16 protein-coding genes are annotated in these 20416 nt (G+C 38.3%); 8 read left to right on the forward strand and 8 right to left on the reverse strand.

Translation table 11 applies throughout. The annotated features are described in order from the left end of the window. Positions 1 to 4: 4 nt before the first annotated feature. The 5 genes from hcp to Q5O24_08040 all read left to right on the forward strand — a co-directional run bounded on the left by hcp (position 5) and on the right by Q5O24_08040 (position 5583). On the forward strand, positions 5 to 1561 hold the full coding sequence (gene hcp / locus Q5O24_08020) for a hydroxylamine reductase (protein WKY46336.1): 1557 nt from the start codon (positions 5 to 7) through the stop codon (positions 1559 to 1561). A 108-nt stretch (positions 1562 to 1669) separates the two neighbouring features. Next, complete coding sequence (asrA, locus tag Q5O24_08025; protein WKY46337.1) at positions 1670 to 2680, forward strand: anaerobic sulfite reductase subunit AsrA; 1011 nt, start codon at positions 1670 to 1672, stop codon at positions 2678 to 2680. Beyond that, positions 2673 to 3464, forward strand: coding sequence for an anaerobic sulfite reductase subunit AsrB (asrB, locus tag Q5O24_08030; GenBank protein ID WKY46338.1), 792 nt, complete (start codon positions 2673 to 2675; stop codon positions 3462 to 3464). Before asrA ends, asrB begins: the two co-directional genes overlap by 8 nt. 12 nt (positions 3465 to 3476) lie before the next feature. After that, on the forward strand, positions 3477 to 4442 hold the full coding sequence (gene asrC, locus Q5O24_08035) for a sulfite reductase subunit C (protein ID WKY49230.1): 966 nt from the start codon (positions 3477 to 3479) through the stop codon (positions 4440 to 4442). A 739-nt stretch (positions 4443 to 5181) separates the two neighbouring features. Continuing rightward, positions 5182 to 5583, forward strand: a complete 402-nt coding sequence (locus Q5O24_08040) for a VOC family protein (GenBank protein WKY46339.1) — start codon at positions 5182 to 5184, stop codon at positions 5581 to 5583. Positions 5584 to 5700: 117 nt separating this feature from the next. Here the strand turns inward: Q5O24_08040 and Q5O24_08045 are convergent, their stop codons facing one another. Then, positions 5701 to 6705 carry a DUF4349 domain-containing protein gene (locus Q5O24_08045; GenBank protein WKY46340.1) on the reverse strand — a complete coding sequence of 335 codons (1005 nt, stop codon included), beginning with the start codon at positions 6703 to 6705 and terminating at the stop codon, positions 5701 to 5703. 474 nt (positions 6706 to 7179) lie between these two features. Between Q5O24_08045 and Q5O24_08050 the strand changes: the two genes are divergently transcribed. Continuing rightward, a complete protein-coding gene (locus Q5O24_08050; GenBank protein ID WKY46341.1) occupies positions 7180 to 8472 on the forward strand; it encodes a hypothetical protein in 1293 nt (430 codons plus the stop codon). A gap of 241 nt (positions 8473 to 8713) precedes the next feature. Further along, positions 8714 to 9466: an NYN domain-containing protein gene (locus Q5O24_08055; GenBank protein ID WKY46342.1), complete on the forward strand. Its 753-nt coding sequence runs from the start codon at positions 8714 to 8716 to the stop codon at positions 9464 to 9466. A 42-nt stretch (positions 9467 to 9508) separates the two neighbouring features. On the opposite strand, the gene Q5O24_08060 is transcribed toward Q5O24_08055, so the two are convergent. Next, positions 9509 to 9967, reverse strand: a complete 459-nt coding sequence (locus Q5O24_08060) for a chemotaxis protein CheX (GenBank protein WKY46343.1) — start codon at positions 9965 to 9967, stop codon at positions 9509 to 9511. Then, positions 9958 to 10824, reverse strand: coding sequence for a response regulator (locus tag Q5O24_08065; protein WKY46344.1), 867 nt, complete (start codon positions 10822 to 10824; stop codon positions 9958 to 9960). Before Q5O24_08065 ends, Q5O24_08060 begins: the two co-directional genes overlap by 10 nt. A gap of 325 nt (positions 10825 to 11149) precedes the next feature. On the opposite strand from Q5O24_08065, the gene Q5O24_08070 reads away from it, so the two are divergent. Further along, positions 11150 to 12058: an exopolyphosphatase gene (locus tag Q5O24_08070; protein ID WKY46345.1), complete on the forward strand. Its 909-nt coding sequence runs from the start codon at positions 11150 to 11152 to the stop codon at positions 12056 to 12058. 97 nt (positions 12059 to 12155) lie between these two features. Here the strand turns inward: Q5O24_08070 and Q5O24_08075 are convergent, their stop codons facing one another. The 5 genes from Q5O24_08075 to ilvB form a co-directional block, all read right to left on the reverse strand. Next, positions 12156 to 15635, reverse strand: coding sequence for an FAD-dependent oxidoreductase (locus Q5O24_08075; GenBank protein WKY46346.1), 3480 nt, complete (start codon positions 15633 to 15635; stop codon positions 12156 to 12158). Positions 15636 to 15644: 9 nt separating this feature from the next. Further along, positions 15645 to 17396 (reverse strand): NADH-quinone oxidoreductase subunit NuoF, encoded by a 1752-nt coding sequence (locus Q5O24_08080; GenBank protein WKY46347.1) that lies wholly within the window; start codon positions 17394 to 17396, stop codon positions 15645 to 15647. Continuing rightward, positions 17396 to 17929, reverse strand: a complete 534-nt coding sequence (gene nuoE / locus Q5O24_08085) for an NADH-quinone oxidoreductase subunit NuoE (protein WKY46348.1) — start codon at positions 17927 to 17929, stop codon at positions 17396 to 17398. Before nuoE ends, Q5O24_08080 begins: the two co-directional genes overlap by 1 nt. Positions 17930 to 18166: 237 nt before the next feature. Continuing rightward, positions 18167 to 18664 (reverse strand): acetolactate synthase small subunit, encoded by a 498-nt coding sequence (ilvN, locus tag Q5O24_08090; protein ID WKY46349.1) that lies wholly within the window; start codon positions 18662 to 18664, stop codon positions 18167 to 18169. Between the two features lie 9 nt (positions 18665 to 18673). Further along, a complete protein-coding gene (gene ilvB / locus Q5O24_08095) occupies positions 18674 to 20296 on the reverse strand; it encodes a biosynthetic-type acetolactate synthase large subunit (GenBank protein ID WKY46350.1) in 1623 nt (540 codons plus the stop codon). Positions 20297 to 20416 lie beyond the last annotated feature (120 nt).

Raw genomic sequence — 20416 nt, forward strand, 5'->3', positions numbered from 1 at the left:
TAGAATGAAAGATATGTTTTGTTTTCAATGTGAGCAGACAGCCAAAGGAACCGGCTGTGAGGTTAAAGGGGTTTGTGGAAAGACTGCTCCTGTAGCTGGTCTTCAGGATAAATTAGTCGGAGCCTGTATTGGCCTGGCCAAAGCTGTTCAGAAAAAAGGCGCCAGCCAAGCCACTGATGCCTGCATCAAGAAAGCTTTGTTCACAACGGTTACCAACGTCAGTTTTGAGAGCGAAAGCCTTAAAATTATGGTTGACTGCGTCGATCAAATGAAAGCCGATCTGGACCCGACTGCTAAAGACTACACCATGGCGGATCTGTGGGATGACAATGAAGATATCCGTTCTTTGAAAACGCTTATTCTTTTAGGGATTAAGGGAATGGCCGCTTATGCCCACCATGCAGAAATTCTCGGTTATCGAGATCCCGAAGTCGATGCCTTCTTCTATGAAGCCCTTGCCGCTGTAGGCTCCGATCTGGGCATGGATACGCTGCTGCCACTGGTTTTAAAAACCGGCGAGATTAATCTCAAATGCATGGCTCTGCTGGATCAGGCCAATACCGAAACCTACGGAACACCGGTACCGACTGAAGTGCCTCTAACCATTGAAAAAGGACCCTTTATCATCATTACCGGTCACGATCTGCACGACCTAAAACTGCTTCTGGATCAAACCCAGGGCAAAGGCATTAATATTTATACCCACGGTGAAATGCTTCCTGCCCATGCTTATCCGGAACTTAAAAAATACAGCCAGCTAAAAGGGAACTTTGGAACCGCCTGGCAGAACCAGCAAAAGGAATTTGCCGATGTTCCCGCACCAGTACTTTTCACGACCAACTGTATTATGCCTGTAAAAGACAGTTATTCCGATCGTATTTTTACCACTGATGTGGTTCAATACCCGGATATGATTCACGTTGGCAAAGAAAAAGATTTCACCCCAGTCATTGAAAAAGCCCTTGAACTGGGCGGTTATCCGGAAGACCACGAAATGACGGGCATTAACGGCGGTAAAAAGGTTCTGACCGGTTTTGGACACGGAACCGTTTTAGGGGTTGCCGATAAGGTTATCGATGCGGTTAAGGATGGTGCGATTAAACACTTCTTCCTGGTTGGCGGCTGTGACGGCGCTAAAACCGGACGTAACTACTATACCGAGTTTGTTGAAAAAACGCCGGATGACACGGTCGTTTTAACCCTTGCCTGCGGAAAATTCCGTTTCAACGACCTCGATCTGGGCACCATTGGTGGCCTGCCCCGTCTGATGGATATGGGCCAGTGTAATGACGCCTATTCGGCTATCAAGGTGGCTGTCGCCCTGGCCGAAGCCTTTGACTGCGGGGTTAATGATCTGCCTCTGAGCATGGTCTTATCCTGGTACGAACAAAAAGCGGTCTGTATCCTCTTAACCCTCCTGCACTTAGGCATTAAAAATATTCTTTTAGGACCATCACTGCCGGCCTTTGTCTCACCAAATGTCTTAAATGTCCTGGTTGAAAATTATAACATTGGACCAATCACCACTGTTGAAGCTGACATGGCAAAATGCCTGGCCTAATTAAAACTTTTTTTAATTAACTTTTTAAAGAAGTCTGTCAGCTATTACTCATTCGGTAATGGCTAACAGACTTCATTCTTCATGCAAAAAATCAAGGAGGACTTGTTAATGGGTTATCAAACCAGTCTTAAAATAATGAATACTATTTTTGATTCGCTTGCAAAAGACTATACCATCTACGCACCCAAGCGCTTTAAAGGTGACGGAACTTTTGTTGATATAGACACCATCCGCTACGGCGAAATTACTGATCTTTCAGAAATAGAATTTTCTCAGAAATCGGATTATTCGTTTAAAGAAATCCTACTTCCCATCTCTGAAACGCTCTTTTATTTTACCGAAAATGAAATCAAGGAATCTGATCCACCTAAAAAAAGCGCCCTTGTTTTTCTACGCAGCTGTGATCTTCACGGTCTCAAGCGACTGGATACAATCTACCTGAAAAACGGTCCGGTGGATTCTTTTTACCAGCGACTGCGTGATAATGTCAAGTTTATCTTAATGGGATGTGAGACATCTTTTGAAAACTGCTTCTGTGTTTCTATGGGTACGCAAGAATCAGTCGACTATGACGCTTATCTTAAAATTATCGATCAAACTGTTTTTGTCGACAGCCATTGGGACAGACTCAACACCGTTCTAGCTAATGAAAGTCAAACAGAAGTAGTACCTGATTTTGTTTCTGAAAACCAGACAGTCGTTGAAATTCCCGAAGTTATTTCGCCAGCGCTTTTCGACTCCCCGCTTTGGGATGATTACCAGAACCGCTGCATAGCCTGTGGCCGCTGCAATTTTGTTTGTCCAACCTGTACCTGTTTTACCATGCAGGATCTTTTCTACACCGATAACGGCAAAGCTGGTGAACGTCGCCGTGTTTGGGCCTCCTGTCACGTTGATGGCTATACCGACATGGCTGGTGGACACGCTTTTAGAAAAGACAAAAGCCAACGGATGCGTTTTAAGGTACTCCACAAAATTAATGATTACAAACGCCGCTTTGGGGAACATATGTGTATCGGCTGCGGCCGCTGTGACGACGTCTGTCCGGAATACATTTCTTTTTCTAACTGCATTAACAAACTTAACGCTTTAGTAAAGGAGGATCAATCACATGACTAATCCCTATGTTCCCTTTCTTTCTACTATCAACGAAGTCATTAAACATACTGAAATTGAATACACGTTTCGGATGAGCTATGAAGGCAGCGTCAAACCCGGCCAGTTTTTTGAGGTATCTCTTCCCAAATTTGGCGAGGCTCCAATCTCTGTCAGTGGTATTGGCGATAAAACTATCGATTTGACCATCCGCAAAGTCGGTCGTGTTACTGATGAAATTTTTGAAAATTATGTTGGCGATACGCTTTTTTTACGTGGACCCTATGGTAACGGCTTTGATATTGAAAATTATAAAGGCAAAGAAATTCTTCTGATTGCAGGTGGGACTGGACTTTCTCCGGTTAAAGGAATCATCGATTATTTTTCCAAAAATCCTCAGGATTGCCAAAGTTTTACACTTCTGGCCGGTTTTAAATCACCTAAAGATGTCCTATTTAAACAAGACTTTAAGAACTGGGAAAAAAATATTAATGTTGTTTTAACTGTTGATTATCCGGATGAATCCTACGACGGTCATTGCGGTCTTGTCACCCAGTTCATTCCCGAATTACCCGTAAAAAATCTTAATGAGGCCGTTGGGATTGTGGTGGGACCACCCTTTATGATGCAGTGTACCATTAATGATCTTTTATCTAAAGGATTTAAAGAAGAAAATCTTTGGCTTTCCCAGGAAAGAAAAATGTGCTGTGGTATTGGTAAGTGTGGTCATTGCAAAATTGATGATACTTATATTTGCCTCGATGGACCGGTATTTAATTATACTAAGGGAAAATATTTGAAAGATTAGGAGGCTTTTATGTTGGATTTAAATACTAAAAAAATCAAGAAAAATGCTTATCGGGTGACTAAAGTACGCGGCGAAACCGCTTCACGCATAAGAGTTCCCGGTGGTATGTTAACTGCGGATTTATTGCCGTTAATCCAAAATATTGCGCAGACTTACGGTAATGGCAAACTTCACCTGACCACGCGCCAGGGTTTTGAAATCCCTGGAATTCGCTACGAAGACATTACTGCTGTCAACGAACTTCTCCAGCCAATTATTGAAAAACTGGAAATTAATCAGGAAATCCCGGGACAGGGATATACCGCTGCCGGAACAAGAAATATCTCGGCTTGTATTGGCAGTAATGTCTGTCCCTTTGCTACCTATAATACAACTGAATTCGCCAGAAAAATGGAGAAGGAAATTTTCCCTAACGACCTGCATTTTAAAGTGGCCTTTACCGGCTGCGCCAACGATTGTATTAAGACTCGAATGCACGATTTTGGAATTATCGGAATGACCGAACCTCAATACGAAAAGGAACGCTGTGTTAATTGTCAGGCCTGTGTTAAAGCCTGCAAGAAAAAATCGGTTGATGCCTTATCTGTTGAGAACTATCGGATTGTCCGAAATACTGAGAAGTGCGTCGGCTGTGGCGAATGTGTCATTAACTGTCCAACCAGAGCATGGACCAGAAGCCTTGAAACTTACTATCGTCTGGTCATTATGGGACGGACGGGAAAACGAAACCCTCGTCTTGCCGAAGATTTCCTAGTCTGGGCAAGCGCAGCTACGATTATTAAAGTCATTAAAAACACCTATGCCTTTGTAAATAATTATATTGACCGGGAAGCACCCGGCGGAAAAGAACACATCGGCTACATAATCGATCGAACCGGTTTTGCCGAGTTTAAAAAATGGGCACTCGATGGGGTTGAACTAGATGAGCACACCATTATTAAAAATACCGTATATTGGAACGGTATTCACTACGATTAAAAAAATGATTAGTTAATATTTTAAAAAGCCCTCTAATTATTTTAGTGGGGCTTTTTCCAATTCAGAATCAAGCGTATTCTAAATCATAAAGAAATTAGGATAGGCTATCGATTCACCACCCAAAATTGGCCTCACTTTGTTAATCTTATTTTATCGATATTTGCTGATCCAGGATATTGGTTGTTCTTCATAATATAGAAAACGATGCATTTTTTAAGGTTAAAGTATTTATTAGCTTAGATAACCAATATGTCGACAATCTTTTAACTCTTTACGATATCAATTTATATGATTCCTAAGTGTCGTACATACAGTTGGATACACCCAGGGCACGCCATAAATGCGATTAGGCAGTCGATTACGGCTGTTTTTTTATTTTTAAAATATTTGGAACCGTTTCCAACATCAATTATTAAATATTTTTAACTTTACTTTTGTTGTATTTAAGCTTTCAAGGCTATTATTACATTAGGAGATGACCCCCTTAAAATCATTTCTTATAAAGCTGTCAGAAAGCAGCGATAAAACAAACCCTTTGGTTCCCCACCAGAGGGTTTGTTTTTTAATTAACTACTTTTAGAAATTGCCAATATTCTGATAAACTAGTGTTCAAAATCTTAACATTTCGTTAAAATATAAATATCTTGCAAAAAACTGTTTTAATAGTCTTTTTCGGGCTATATAACAAGTGCAGAATCAATTTACTACTTGAAATTTTAAATTTTAAAGGAGTGTTATGATGGTTTTACAACCCTGTGTATCGTTTAACAGAAATTGTCAAGAAGCTGTAAGTTTTTATAGGGATATTTTTGGAACGGATCTTTCTGAGCTCGAATTATTTGGAGATATGGATTTAGAAGCTTTTTCCTCTATTCAATCCCAACAAAATTTATCAGTCAATCAAACACCTACAAAGGTCACATACGGACAATTACCGCCAAAAGAGCTCAAACCTAAAAACGAAAATTTGACCTTAGTGATCATGAGCGATAATATCAATGAACTGCATTGTTTATATACGAAACTCCAGGATCAAGGGTGTATAAAAACATCATTTATGGAAACGGACTGGTCTAAGGCCTATGCTGTTATTGTAGACCGTTTCGGAGTTGAATGGCAGCTTAATTATCAGGAAGCCTAATTGACCAGGCATCTACCTCGTAAAAAGAAATAACAAATGCTAAAGAGGCTTGTCGATAAAATCGCAAGCCTCTTTTATTTGATTATTAATCACATATTTCAATATATCATTTAGAAATCAAACATCATTTTTCTTTTCATTAACAGTTTCATTCTTCATTTTTCTATTTTTAAAATTTTTCTTTTTCACCATTCGGACAAGAAAAATGACTAACACGATTATAATTACAAAAGGCAAAATCCATGAGAGCAAAACAATTAAAGCGGAAATAATCCCTAAAAGGAGGTTTATCGAACCAATAAAACCGGATTGGATTTTAATCAGTAGTCCTGAAAATGGCGATTCTAATGCTGTTGTTGATAAGGTTTGTTCCTGCAAACTAATAGTAATTCTTGAATAAGCTATTTCTGTATTCCAATTGTTTATCAAAGATTGCAAAGAATCCATCTCTGTCCGGATTCGATTTAATTCAGTTTCAATAGCTAAAAGATCCGTAAGATTTTCAGCAGTTCCAGAATACTCAAGTAGTCTGCTCTCAAAAACTTTCAGGTTGTTGATCTGGGCCTCAATATCCTGATACTCTCGGGTTATATTTACACTTGATGTATTCGAATATGCTACAACTCCAAAATCTTCCAAGTCGATCATAACCTGTTCAAATTTATCTGCTGGCACCCTAATAGTTAAGGAGCCTGAATTGTTTTCAATCCCTTGTTCCTGATCAATATAAGAAGATTGTGAAGATTCAAGAAAACCATCAATAGAATTCGTATAATCAATAATCATTTCTTCAGTTTCTTGAAAATTTTCAACATACAAACGCATACTTCCTGCATAGATAACGCTGCTAGTATAATCTTCAAACGAAGTAGAACTACTTTCTGTCTCTTTCATGCCAGAAGAATCGGTACTATCATATGCTTCATTACTCTCGTAAATTAGATCACTTTCATAAGCGACGTCACCTGAACTGTTACCAGTCATTAAAAAAACACCAAAGATAACACTAAACAAAAGAAATACAACTGCTATAATCGAAGCCAGAACAATTAAGGATATTTTCCAGTATTTCCATGATTTTATTCGTTTAAAAAAATTATTTGGACTTGCTTCATTTGCCATTGCTTTTGACCTCGTTATCTTAAAATCCAAAGAGTTTAATTAATTCTACAAAACCCTATTTACCCTGATTTTTAGAAATAAAACAATCTTCCCTTTCTTAGTAAATATTTTTCTAAAATATATTTATCCTGATAACCATTATTGCTTCAAATTTATTACCTAGCTTCAGGAATTTTATTAAACCATTTAAGATTAAAAAAGAGTTGTTGAATTCCATGCAATCGACTATAAATACGTAGTAGTAATCATTTAAACAAAAAAAATCAAATTGATATTCATGCAATATATTATATAAATCAACATTGAGCTATATAATATCTTTATACGCCTCAATATTACCCTTTATATCTATGGACAATTTTCCGAATATGTGCTACTTTCAAATTAGATCATGGCACGCTCATTTCAAATGCCGGTTCATTTTAGTGCCGTGCAATCAAATTTTTATGAAAGGAGATATTTAAAGTGAGGAAGATGTCCAAATTTGCAGCTATTTTGCTGGTTGTGCTCATGGTTTTTTCAATGATTCCAATCTCAGCAATGGCTATGGAAAGTGAAGTTGTTGGCGAAAGTGAAATTCAGATTGACGAAAGTCTGGCGGAGGTTGAACCAGTACCGGTACTTGAAACACCGGTGGCTGAAGACCCTTATGCAATGGAACCTGTTGTAGAAGAACCGGCTGAACAGGAACCAGAAGCAGTAGTTGAAGAACCAATCGCTGAAGAACCGGTAAGTGAGGTACCGGTTGAAGAAGAGCAAGCTGTGGTTGAAACTGCAGATATTGCGGAAGAAGTTGAAGTAGAAGATGATTCTGTTGTAGAAGTAGCTGCTACTGCCTATCTTGCACTTTTCAAAGGCGGTATCGAAATTAACGTTTTAGCTGATAATGTTGGTGATGGATATACCTTTGATGTAGCAAACAATGAGTTAACACTCACAGATTTTACTGGTGAGCAATTGATTGCAATGGTCTTTGGTACACCATTGTCTGTTATCCTTGAAGGAACAAATACTTTAGCAACAGATACTGGAAATGCAATTGATGTCGATGGCGATCTGATGCTTGGTGGTAGCGGAACGTTAAATGCTTTTGGAGATGGTGGTATTGCTGCTACTGGTGATATTACGATTGCTGGTGGTGAATACAATATCATCGCAACCGCTGAAGACGGTGATGATACTGCTGGAACTGCTGCCGGAACTATGGATATGGACGGTAATGTCCTAACTCCTGGTGAAATTGTCATCAATGGTGGTAAGTTTGATATTATTGCAACAGCTGAAGATGGTGGAGATGCCACTGGTATTTGGTCAAGCGATGATATTATCGTTAATGGTGGATTTTTCGATATCTACACGTATTCAGTTGATGGATTAAGTACAGGTATGTATGCAAATTCAGATTTGATTTTTAACGGAGGATACTCTGATATCTTATCTGAAACTGAAAATGGTACATCTACTTGTCTATGGGCTGGTGACTGGTTAGGATTACGTTACGGCTGCTTCGATCTGGTAGCACTTGGTGGAGAAAATCCTCGTGCCCTTTACAGCAGTAATGACAGTATTTATACCAATCCTTGTTATGGTGATGTGGATACTACTGCCTCAGAATTACACTTATGTTGTACAACAAAAGTAATGTCTGATAATCCAAAAACAGGCGTTGTTGATGATTATACGACGCAGGCTCTGATTGCAAGTCTGGGACTGTTGATTCTAATTGGATCAGCTATCGTCATTAAAAAAAGTGCTTATCAGAAATAATAGTGATTTCGATTCACAAACTAAGGAACCTGTTTAATACGGGTTCCTTTTATATTGTTGTCTATTCACGTTTAATAAGCTATTATTTATCCCCCAATTTTTTATTATATAAGCTTTATCAATAAATAACTTATCGAAATCGAAGCTCTCAATTTTAATTTTCGAATAAACCGATTATCTTGTAATTGTATTCATCATGGTTTATACTTAAGTAGAATAGACTGAAACAAAGAGGAGTATTATGAGTGAGAATAACAGCAACGACATAAAAATTGCCGTCCTGATTGATGCAGATAATGTTTCTGACAAATACATAAAATGTGTTTTGGATGAAATATCAAATATAGGGATGCCGACATTCAAACGCATCTATGGCGACTGGACAAAACCGCAACTGTCCTCATGGAAAACAGTTCTTTTAAATTATTCGATCACACCAATTCAGCAGTACAGTTATACAACTGGTAAAAATGCGACAGATGCGGCATTAATTATTGATGCTATGGACATTCTCTACTCTGGTAATATCGATGGATTTTGTATCGTTTCAAGTGATAGTGATTTTACTCGTCTTGCAACAAGGCTTAGGGAAGCAGGAATGATTGTTATTGGAATGGGCGAAAAGAAGACACCAAAACCTTTCATTTCTGCCTGTGAAAAGTTTAAATATCTTGAAGTCCTTGCAAATCAGTCTGAGCATCCGGGAAATAGTGATTCAGCAGAAAAAACTGGCAACCATAAGGATGGTATGGCCAGTAAAAAAGAACTAATTCAATCGATTAAAACGATCATTAATGAAATATCAGACGAAGATGGATGGGCAAATCTGGGAGAAATTGGCTCTCGTTTAAATAATCGCTATCCAGACTTTGACACCAGAAACTATGGTCACCAAAAACTAAGACCTCTACTGTTATCGCTCAACCATTTTACTGTTGAAGCAAGAAAAACCAGTAAAGGTCAAAACACCCATTACGTTGCAAAAATAAAATAATATGAATTTCTTTAAGATAGACCGTATCAGCTTTAGTTTTTATTAGTCTAGAGATAGATGCACAGAAAGAGAAATCCCGTCGATTTCAAAATCAACTTCGAGGATTTCTGCTTTATTCATGCTTAATTCAATATTTTCACCGTTCATCATGGTTGGGACAGATATATCAACATTTATATTTTCATTGGAAAAATTTATTGTAGCATTGGCGGTTAGCATATTTGATAGTTCAGAAAGAGCACTTTGAGCCATTTCATCAAATTCTTCCACAGGCATCCCCATCATCATGATAGATGCAATATTTTTAGCACCTTCCAAGTCAATTGAGTAAACCACATTCCCCTTTTTATCGCCTACAATTCCCAACGTTAAAACTACCCCATTAAAAGACAGTTTACCGTTTTTTTCAGAGATTCCTTTTTTCTCTATATTCTGAAAGCCCAATTGTGGAAGCACTGAATTAACTGCTTCAATAAATGGATTTAATAAATTTACATCCATACTCCATCCCCCTTTTGAAAGCCGATATTAATAAATAATTCACCCAAATCTGTACCAACTTGAAAAGAACTATTCATCATATCTCCAATTGCAAATCTTACATCCTTACCACGAATAATAGTTGGCGGTGAAACGCGTAACCCCAATGAACGATTTAAACCATTTAATAGTGAGCAGGAATTTCCTGATATGATATTTGCAAGTTCACTTAAAAACTGAATTGCATCGTCAATCGACGTTTCTTCCGCTTCCATAATTTGCTTTGTCATTGAAACTGCAGTTGTTTCACTCATATCAATTATAAAACGTCCATCATGACACCCTATTATCCCAACTGAGACAGAAACACCCATAGACTTTCTCATTTTAGAATCATCAACCTGATTAGTATTTATTGAAATTTCGCCACCGATCTGGTGTTTCAAAAAACTGAAAATAGACTCACTAAAAGCAGCCTGATAATTATTTTCTATCAGTGTAAACAGTTCATCACCCGCAAAAATTCGGCTAATTTCGGCATCCAGCAATTCCTGATCAACTGGTTTTTGCAAATAACCAAGAATACCTGCAGCTTTTGATTGTTCAACAATTTCATCATCCATCATCGCGCTTATAGCAATAATTTTTGCATCTTTGTTATCTTTTAAAATTTCTCTGGAACAGTCAATTCCATTCCCATCAGGAAGGGTCATATCCATTGTAATTAGTTCTGGTTGCAACTGTTTCGCTTTTTCAATAGCCTCTTTTTTGTCTAAAGCGGTTCCTATAATTTCGTGACCACCTTTTTCAAGCATTTTTTTCAGCATCCCAATTGAAAATGTAGAATCATCAACGATCATTATCTTTACACTTTTCATATTACACCGCCTTTTTGCTTTGAGTTTTGTAATAAATATTGAATTAATAGACTTATTAAAGTAATCATTTTTGTTTGCTTTTTATTAAATGTGCATAAGCTTTTTACCCATAATAGCGTAAATTACACAAAATTCCAACTAATATTTTGTAACTAAACTTTATTTTTAATTAAGCTACCGGCAATTATTCCTCTCACTACAATTCTAGTCCATGTTCAAATGATTTTTTTCAATGTTCATGGTTAAAAGCTAAATAATATGGTATACTATTATGTAATTGTAGAAATTTTCAATAGGAATTTTCTTTATACCAGGAGGATGTTAGATGCGTTTAGTTACACGTTCAGACTTTGATGGATTAATATGTGGTATGCTACTAAAAGAAGTTGATATAATTGACAGTTGGATTTTTGTCCATCCAAAAGATTTGCAAGATGGTCTTTTTACACCTACAGAAAATGATGTTTTGGCCAATGTTCCTTATGTTCCCGGATGCGGTATGTGGTTTGATCACCATACTTCTGAGAAAGAACGTGTTGGCTGGCACCTTGGAGTTAAAGGTAAAAGCCGACAGGCACCTTCTGCCGCTCATATTATTTATGAATATTATGGTGGTGCTCAACAGTTTCCCAATTATCAGAAAATGATTGAAGCGGTAGATAAAGTCGATTCTGGAAATCTTACAAAGGATGAGATCCTGAATCCTACTGATTGGATTTTACTAGGTTTTATTTCTGATCCACGAACCGGATTAGGTCGATTTAGAAATTTTAGAATCAGTAATTATCAGTTAATGGAAGAATTGATTAATCATTTTAGAAATCTTCCAATCGAAGAAATTCTCGCCCTTCCAGATATTAAAGAACGTGTCGATGTGTATCATGAGCAGTCACTTCAGTTTTCTGACATGGTAAAGAACCACACCCAAGTGTATGATAATGTAATTGTGACTGACTTACGAGATGTAAGTCCTATTTATACAGGAAATCGCTTCATGGTCTACAGTCTTTATCCAGAACAAAATGTCTCACTCTGGATAGTAGATGGAAAACAGAAACAGAACGTCTCCATTGCTTGTGGATACAGTATCTTAAATCGTTCCTGTTCTGCTGATATTGGTCAACTTATGCTGAAACACGGTGGCGGCGGACATAAAATGGTTGGAACGTGTCAGGTCCCTTATGATGATGCCAATACTATTATTCAGGAAATTGTTGATGTCTTAAAAGGTTAAATTATTCAACTGAACTCGTTTTAAGATTTTATAATACAATATTTAAACAGCTGAATTATATATCATCAATATAATTCAGCTGTTTTTTTACTCTATTTTAATTGATTTCTTTTTCTAGGCGTTCTTCAATTACTTTCATTAAATAATCTGTATTTTCAGCCTTGTTAAATAGCAATCCTTCCTGATACGGTTTAAAATCAACTCCGTCAGTAATATTTTTATTTCTTTTAACAGTCTGATTGTAATTTTCTACACCAAACTGAGCTTTAATCTGCTCAGATATTTCTGTCTGAGCAAATTTCAAGGAAGATCCCATAATTTCTGCCATTGCTTCCACCATTTCAAAATTTGACCACTCTAATGTCGAAACAACAGGCTGTACACACTTCATTAGCTGATAATTATAGTTTATATAACTTCCTGAACTTTCCGTAGACGCTGATGCCGGAATGACAACATCTGCTTTTAATGCAGTTTTTGTCAGATGCGTATCCTGAACCATCAAAAATTCAAGATCGTCACTTATTGCAGTTGTATCTTCACCAAAATTAAGCAAACCTTTTGCTCCAGCCAGGCAATCTGATGTTTTAGTAACACCAAGCAGATTCAAACCATTCGAATTATTTTTTGTCGGAATACGGATTATCCCACTAGCTGGATTACCTAAATCGTTATTTACCAGGGCAAAGAGATTACCAATCATCGCACCTGCTTCGCTGGTATTAATATAGGCATCACCGATGATAAATAGGATATTATTTCTATCCATTAAAAATTCTGCAAAAACTTCGCTCTGAGCAGTTGGTACGATACCTTTAAGCGTGTCTTTTAGGTTGTCGCAGCCTTGTTTCTCAGTATTATTGCAGATATAAACTAACATTTCAGCGATAAACCGTAAATCATCAGCTTCCATCACCAGCTCTTCAGCAAATATGTCAAGACCGGTCTGGTAGGGGTTAAAGGCGAATATTTCGGCGCCATTCTCCTGAGCTTTCTTAAGCTGATAGTGTAATACCGGATTAGCTGGAACACCAAATACCGCAATGGCATCTGCTTTATTTAAAGCATCTGCATCGGTCGGAAACATGGAGCTACCTAATACTGCTTCTTCTCCCCGAATAACGTTTGAAAAACTAAACATTTCAGTCTGTAAAATATCTGATAATTTAATAAATCCATCTAGCTCTTCATTTGTATATTTAGGTGAAATAGCCATCTTCACTGCATTTTTTCCATAGCGAGCAGTAAGTCCCTGAACTTTCTTAACAGTGTACACAAAAGCATCATAGAAACTGACTTCTTCCAGGTCCCCCTTCAGGTTTCTTATTAATGGTTGCGTAATTCGCTCTCCCTGCTGTGAAAGACCTGTACCAAATCGACCACGTCCACACATAATTCCTTTATTATCATTTAAATGGTCATCCTGAGGAACCGTTTTAACAATTGTGTTACCCATAGTTTCTACTGTCATCTGGCAGCCCATACTGCAATAAGCGCAGGTAGTATCAGTTTTGTCTGTATTATATGGAACTGGTTTGATACCTTGCGGCGCTTCCTGTAACGCGCCTGTGGGACAAACCGCAATACACTGGCCGCAACTGATGCATCCTGTCTGATTAAGAGGCTGTTTTAATGCCGGTTCAACCAAAGTATCAAAACCACGGTCTACCAATCCAAGCGCTGAAACACCAATAATATCTTCACAAACTCGCACACATAAACCACAAGTAACACATTTATTATTGTCGCGAATAACAAAGGGGTGATCATCCTGAATTTCCTCTTTAAGGTTTTTGCCTTTAAAACGTTCTGGTTCAACCTGGTACTGATTTGCATAATCAAAAAGCTTGCATTCAAAAAAGTCCTGACAACCGCATTCCAGACATCTGCTACCTTCTTCTATCGCCTGTTCTTCCGTAAATCCATTGACAATTTCAAGAAAATTATTTTTTCTTTCTATTGCAGCAAGATGACTCATACCTGGTCGTTTATGTTCTTTAATTTTTTCCAGATCATCCGGATCCAGGCCTTCTTTTGTCACATAGTATGGCTCATGATATTCGATCTCTTCGCCAGCAAGATAAGCTTCGATCGTAGCAACTGCTTTTTTTGCCTCACCTATTGCTTTTATAGCAATAGAAGCCCCATCATTAATACAATCTCCACCGGCAAAAACACCTTTTAAGCTGGTTGTATAGCTAGTCTCATCTGCCAGAATCGTATTCCATTTTGTCAATTCTAAGTCAGCAAGGCCTTCAGGATTAATTCCCTGTCCAATAGCCAGTACAACTGTATCTACATCCAGGACTTCTTCCTGTCCTTCGATCGCAACCGGTCGTCTCCTGCCGCTGGCATCCGGTTCTCCCAGTTCCATTTTTTGAAGTCTTATTTTTGAAACAGTGCCACTCTCATCTTTAACTATTTCCAATGGATTAGTTAAATTCTTAAATATGACGCCTTCTTCTTCGGCCTCAATGATCTCTATTTCCTCTGCTGGCATTTCTGCCTTGGTTCGTCGATAAATATTATATACTTTTTTAGCACCCAGACGCACAGCAGTTCGACAGGCATCCATTGCTGTATTTCCACCACCAACAATAGCAACTTTTTCTCCAATTTTAAAGGGTTCATTATTTGTTACACTTCTGAGTAAGTCGATTCCACCAATTACTCCATCTGCGTCAACTCCGTCACAACGCAGTCCACTACTTACCCATGCGCCAATGGCAATATATAGGGCATCGTGACTATTGCGCAAAGCCCTAAATTCAAGCTCTTTGCCGATTTGAACATTGTTTTTAAAAACAACGCCCATTCTCTCAATGAGATCTGTTTCCTCATCAACGACACCTTTAGGCAAACGGTATTCTGGTATTCCATAACGTAGCATTCCACCCATTTTAGGCATTTTGTCATAAACTGTTACCGAATGACCTGACTGAATCAGATAATATGCAGCACTAAGCCCAGCCGGTCCGCCACCAACAATCCCTACAGATTTCCCGGTTTGAGCCTTAATTTCTGGCATAAACATTTCATCAACCATATCATAATCAGCGGCAAAACGTTTTAAATCCATTATTGAGATGGGTTCATCGACTTCACCACGTCGACAGGCTGTTTCACACGGATGAGGACAAACGCGGCCAATTGCTCCCGGAAAAGGAAGCTGTTCCTTGAGTAGCTCTAAGGCTGCTTCAAACTCACCATTGGCAATCAAGCCAACATATCCCTGACAGTCAGTAGTCCCTGGACACGCACGCTTACATGGCGCAACGCAGTCGCCAATATGCTTTGACATCAATAACTCGAGATTTGTTTTTCTGGATTCGTTAACGCGGTCTGTATTTGTTTTAACAACCATCCCTTCAGAAATTTCAGTAGCACAGGACTTGAAAATTTTGGGATTGCCTTCAATTTCAACCACACAAAGACCACATGAACCGTATATGTCCATTCGATCGTCATAACATAAGGTCGGTATTTCGATACCATTTTCTCTGGCTACCTGAAGAATGGTCTGCTTAGGTAAACCAGAAACGGATTGACCATCTATTATTAATTCGATTTTACTCATCACTTCCTCCTACTCAACATTAATAGCATCAAATTTACAGACTGTAAAGCATTTACCGCATTTTATACAGACTTCCTGATTAACTTCATGTGGCATTTTTTTCTCACCGGAAATTGCTTCTACTGGACAATTTCGACGACATGCTCCACAGCCAACACAATTATCTGTAATCACAGAATAGGTCAATAAAGGCTTACAACTTTTAGCAGTACACTTTTTATTGTAAATGTGGTCTTCATATTCATTACGGAAATATTTTAATGTGGTTAAAACCGGGTTAGGAGCTGTCTGGCCCAGGCCACACAATGAGCCTTCTTTAATTTTATAGCAAAGCTCTTCAAGCAATTCGATGTCGCCATCTTGGCCCCCACCATGGGTAATTCTTTCGAGAATTTCCAGCATACGAGTTGTGCCAATTCGACAATAGGTGCATTTACCACACGATTCTTTACAAGTGAATTCGAGGAAAAATCTAGCCATATCTACCATACAGGTGGTTTCATCCATAACAACCATCCCGCCAGATCCCATGATCGCACCTGTTTTTGTAATTTCTGCATAATCGATTTGCGTATCCAAAAGACTTGCTGGAATACAGCCACCTGATGGTCCACCCATCTGAACTGCCTTAAATTCTTTGTCTTCCTTAATCCCACCACCAACTTTGAAGATGACATCTCTCAAACTAAGCCCCATGGGAATTTCCACCAATCCACCACGTTTGATTTTTCCAGTTAGTGCAAAAACCTTGGTACCTTTACTGCCTTCAGTTCCTAATTTGTCATATTCTGCTCCACCGTTTCTAAAAATCCAGGGAACGTTGGCAAATGTTTCAACATTATTGATATTTGTTGGCTTGGCAAAAAAACCTTTTTGCGCCGGAAAAGGCGGTTTAAGACGAGGCATTCCTCTCTCACCTTCTAAAGAAGCAATCAAAGCTGTTTCTTCTCCACATACAAAGGCTCCAGCCCCAGCTTTAATACGCATCTTAAAATCAAATCCGCTACCAAAAATATTAGTCCCCAACATTTCTTTTTCTTCTGCCTGAGCGATTGCATTATTTAGCCGTTTGATAGCCAACGGGTATTCAGCCCGAACATATATAATCCCTTCATTGGCGCCAATGGCATAGCCTCCAATGATCATCCCTTCTATTAGAGCATGGGGATCACTTTCCAGCACACTTCGATCCATAAAAGCTCCCGGATCTCCTTCATCGGCATTACAGACCAGATACTTCGGCGTTTCTTCTGACTTTCTGGCCGCATCCCACTTGAACCAGGTTGGAAAACCAGCACCGCCTCGGCCTTTTAACCCTGAAATTTTAATTTCTTCAATAACTTCTTCAGGCGTCATGTTTGTCAAAGCTTTCATGGCACCTGCATAACCTTCAACAGCAATATAGGCTTCGATACTTTCCGGATTAATTCGCCCACAATTTTTTAATACTATTCTTTTCTGCGAATCGATCATCTCAATATCTTCATCACTGATCGCTAATGAACTCAATTCATTTCCATTAATAATGTAATCCGCAACGATTGCAGCTACATCATCTTCTGAAACATTAACAAAGGTAAGCTTTTTTCCCTGATCATCGACTACGTCCACAATAGGTTCCAGGTAACAGGTTCCGATACAACCCGTTTTTTCAATTTCAACTGAAACACCATGCTCATGAATCAGAGAATCAAATCGTTCTTCAACTTTATGAGCACCAGCTGCAATCCCGCAGGATCCCTCTCCTATGATGATTTTCATTATTTTTCCTCCTGTGTAAGATTATTTTGCTTAATTTCACTCAGAATATTTTTAACTTTTTCGCTAGTCAGCTGACCATAAGTGTCGTCATTGATCATCATTACAGGTGATAGACTGCAACATCCCAGACAGGCAACATTATTAAGCGTAAACAGCCCGTCTTCTGTTGTTTCGCCTTCATTTATGTTAAGAACCTCAGAAATGGTTTCTTCAATCATTTTTGATCCGTTGACATGACAGGCCGTTCCCTGGCATAGCATAATCAGGTATTTCCCCACTGGCTCAAAACGAAATTGAGTATAGAAAGTTGCTACCCCGTAAACTTTGGCAATACCCGTCTGTGTTTTCGATGCAATATAGCGCATCAGCTCAACAGATAAGTATCCATATAATTCCTGAGCCTTCTGAAGGATTGAAATCAGGCTTCCAGGGATCTCCTGATATTTTTTCAAAACTGGTTCCAGCGCATCAAACTGAATTTTTTCATTCCCCTGACAACAGGAACAATTAGACTCGTTCGTATCGTTATTCATTATAGAAACTCCTTTCAAAATACCTAAACTTTTCTGCCTTTAATTATACACCAAATTATTTTTATTAATAGTAAAAAGCAGACAATCTATTACAAATTTTGTGTCCTTTAATTTCGGTTTTGGATTATTTGTTTATTTACAGTAATCAAAAAGACATTCATCAGCAGCTAAAACAGCAAAATACTGACAAATGTCTTTTAATTTTTATAACATTTTAAATCAATTTACATCCTCATTTTAATACGATAATACGTTAGCTCCCCGTTGCAGTCCTGTATCTCCAGACCGAATAAATTCCAGGATGCCATAGGGTTCTATCATATTAAAGAAAGCATCAATTTTATCACGGGTTCCAGTAATCTCAAGAATCAGACTTTCTCTTGCAACATCAACAACATTTGCTCGGAACATATTGCAGATTTGAACAATCTGTGTACGATTGGTATCATCGGCTTTGACCTTAATAAATACCAGTTCTCTAGTAATCGAGTCTTCAGGTTTAAGCTCAATTACAGTGATAACATCAATCAATTTATTAAGCTGCTTTTTAATTTGCGTCAGAATTTGCTCATCACCGGTTACAGTAATAGTTATTCTTGATACTTCGGCATTTTCTGTTGTTCCAACCGTTAAACTGTCAATATTATAACCTCTTCTGGCAAACAGGCCAGAAATCCGGCTGAGCACACCAAAATTATTTTCTACGAGTAATGATAAACAGGTTTTTTTCTCCATTTCTTCCCCCTAAATTCTAATGAAATCCGGATGTACCTGGCATACTATCAGGGTCGGTCCCTTATGGGCAAGAGCTTCCGGAATAATTTGGTTGAACTCATCATTCGTTGACGCCGCAAACGATTTAATATTATAGGCTTTCGCCAAAGTAATAAAATCAATATCAAATGCAATATCGGTTCCACTATAATGACCTTTACCATAAGTATCGCACTGTAACTGACGAACCATCCCCAGCTTGTGGTTAACAATCAGGATTATATTAACATCTAGCTGATGTTCAGCGATTACACCAAGCTCACCCATACTCATCTGAAAGCTTCCATCGCCGCAAACAATAAAAGTCTGACGGTCCTGGTTGATTGAAGCAAATCTTGCTCCAGCACCAGCAGGAATGCTGTACCCCATGGTTCCCAGCCCACCTGAAGTAAAATACTTGCGATTTTTATTGACCCGATAATAAAGTGCAGACCATATCTGATTCAATCCAACGTCAGCAACCAAAGTTGTATCATCTGAGGTCATTTCTGATAAGGACTTGAATAAGATTTTAGGATTAATAAGTTCACTACAAGGTGGATCTGCATCATAAACCAATGGGTTCTCTGTTTTTATTTCTGATATTTTTTCAATCCATTCATCATGATTCATGGCCATGTCCTGCTCCAACAAATCTGACAAGATATTTTTAGCATCACCGACGATCGGAACATTAGTATCAATATTTTTACCAATTTCTGCCGGATCGATATCTATATGAATAAAATCTATCTCTTCACCAAAATCTTTCAATTTAAAAGTCGCTCGATTTGACATCCGTGCGCCAATATTGATAATTAAATCTGCCTGATTCATCACAATATTGGAATACTCATAGCCGTGACTTCCAACGATTCCGGAATATAAGGGATTATCTTCAGGAAAAGCACCAATTCCCATCAACGAAGTAATAACAGGTATACTGAATTTCTCAGCAAATTCAATTAATTCTGAACGAGCATTTCCAAGCAGTACACCACCACCAGCGTAAATCACAGGACGGGAAGCACTTTTAATCTTTCTGACAGCCCGTTTTATTTGCCCTGCATGTCCTTGTGTCGTTGGATTGTAGCCTAAAATATTAATGTCTTCATAATCTGAACCATTTTTTACATTTTCAAGCTGAACATCTTTCGGAATATCAATCAAAACTGGTCCCGGTCTCCCGGTCGACGCAATATGAAAGGCTTCCTTGATGATTTTAGGAAGATCTTTTGCATCTTTAACAAGATAACTGTGCTTGGTAAAAGGCGCTGTGGCTCCTGTAATGTCTGCTTCCTGAAACGCATCTGTACCAATTAAATTTCTATCTACTTGCCCAGTAATGGCGACAATCGGTATTGAATCTAAATAGGCAGTGGCAATTCCGGTAACAAGATTAGTAGCTCCCGGTCCCGATGTAGCCAGACATACTCCAACCTTTCCAGATTCTCGTGCATATCCACTGGCATAATGGGGCGCCGTCTGTTCGTTTCTAACCAGAATATGTTTCAGGTTTGAAGATCTGAACGCCTCATAAATCGGCAGCAAAGCACCACCCGGATAACCGAACACATACTCAACATTTTCATTTTCTAAACATTTTAAAATCAACTTTGATGCTAACAGTGGAATCACTCCCTTTTTAAATATTTCCTTATATCATATAAAAATCGCAAAGGTCTGTCAATGTTTTTCTTCTAAACACAGTAAATATTACAACGTTTAGACTAT

It is taken from the genome of Eubacteriaceae bacterium ES3 (assembly GCA_030586155.1).
In the GTDB taxonomy this organism is placed as follows: Bacteria; Bacillota; Clostridia; order Eubacteriales; family Eubacteriaceae; genus Acetobacterium.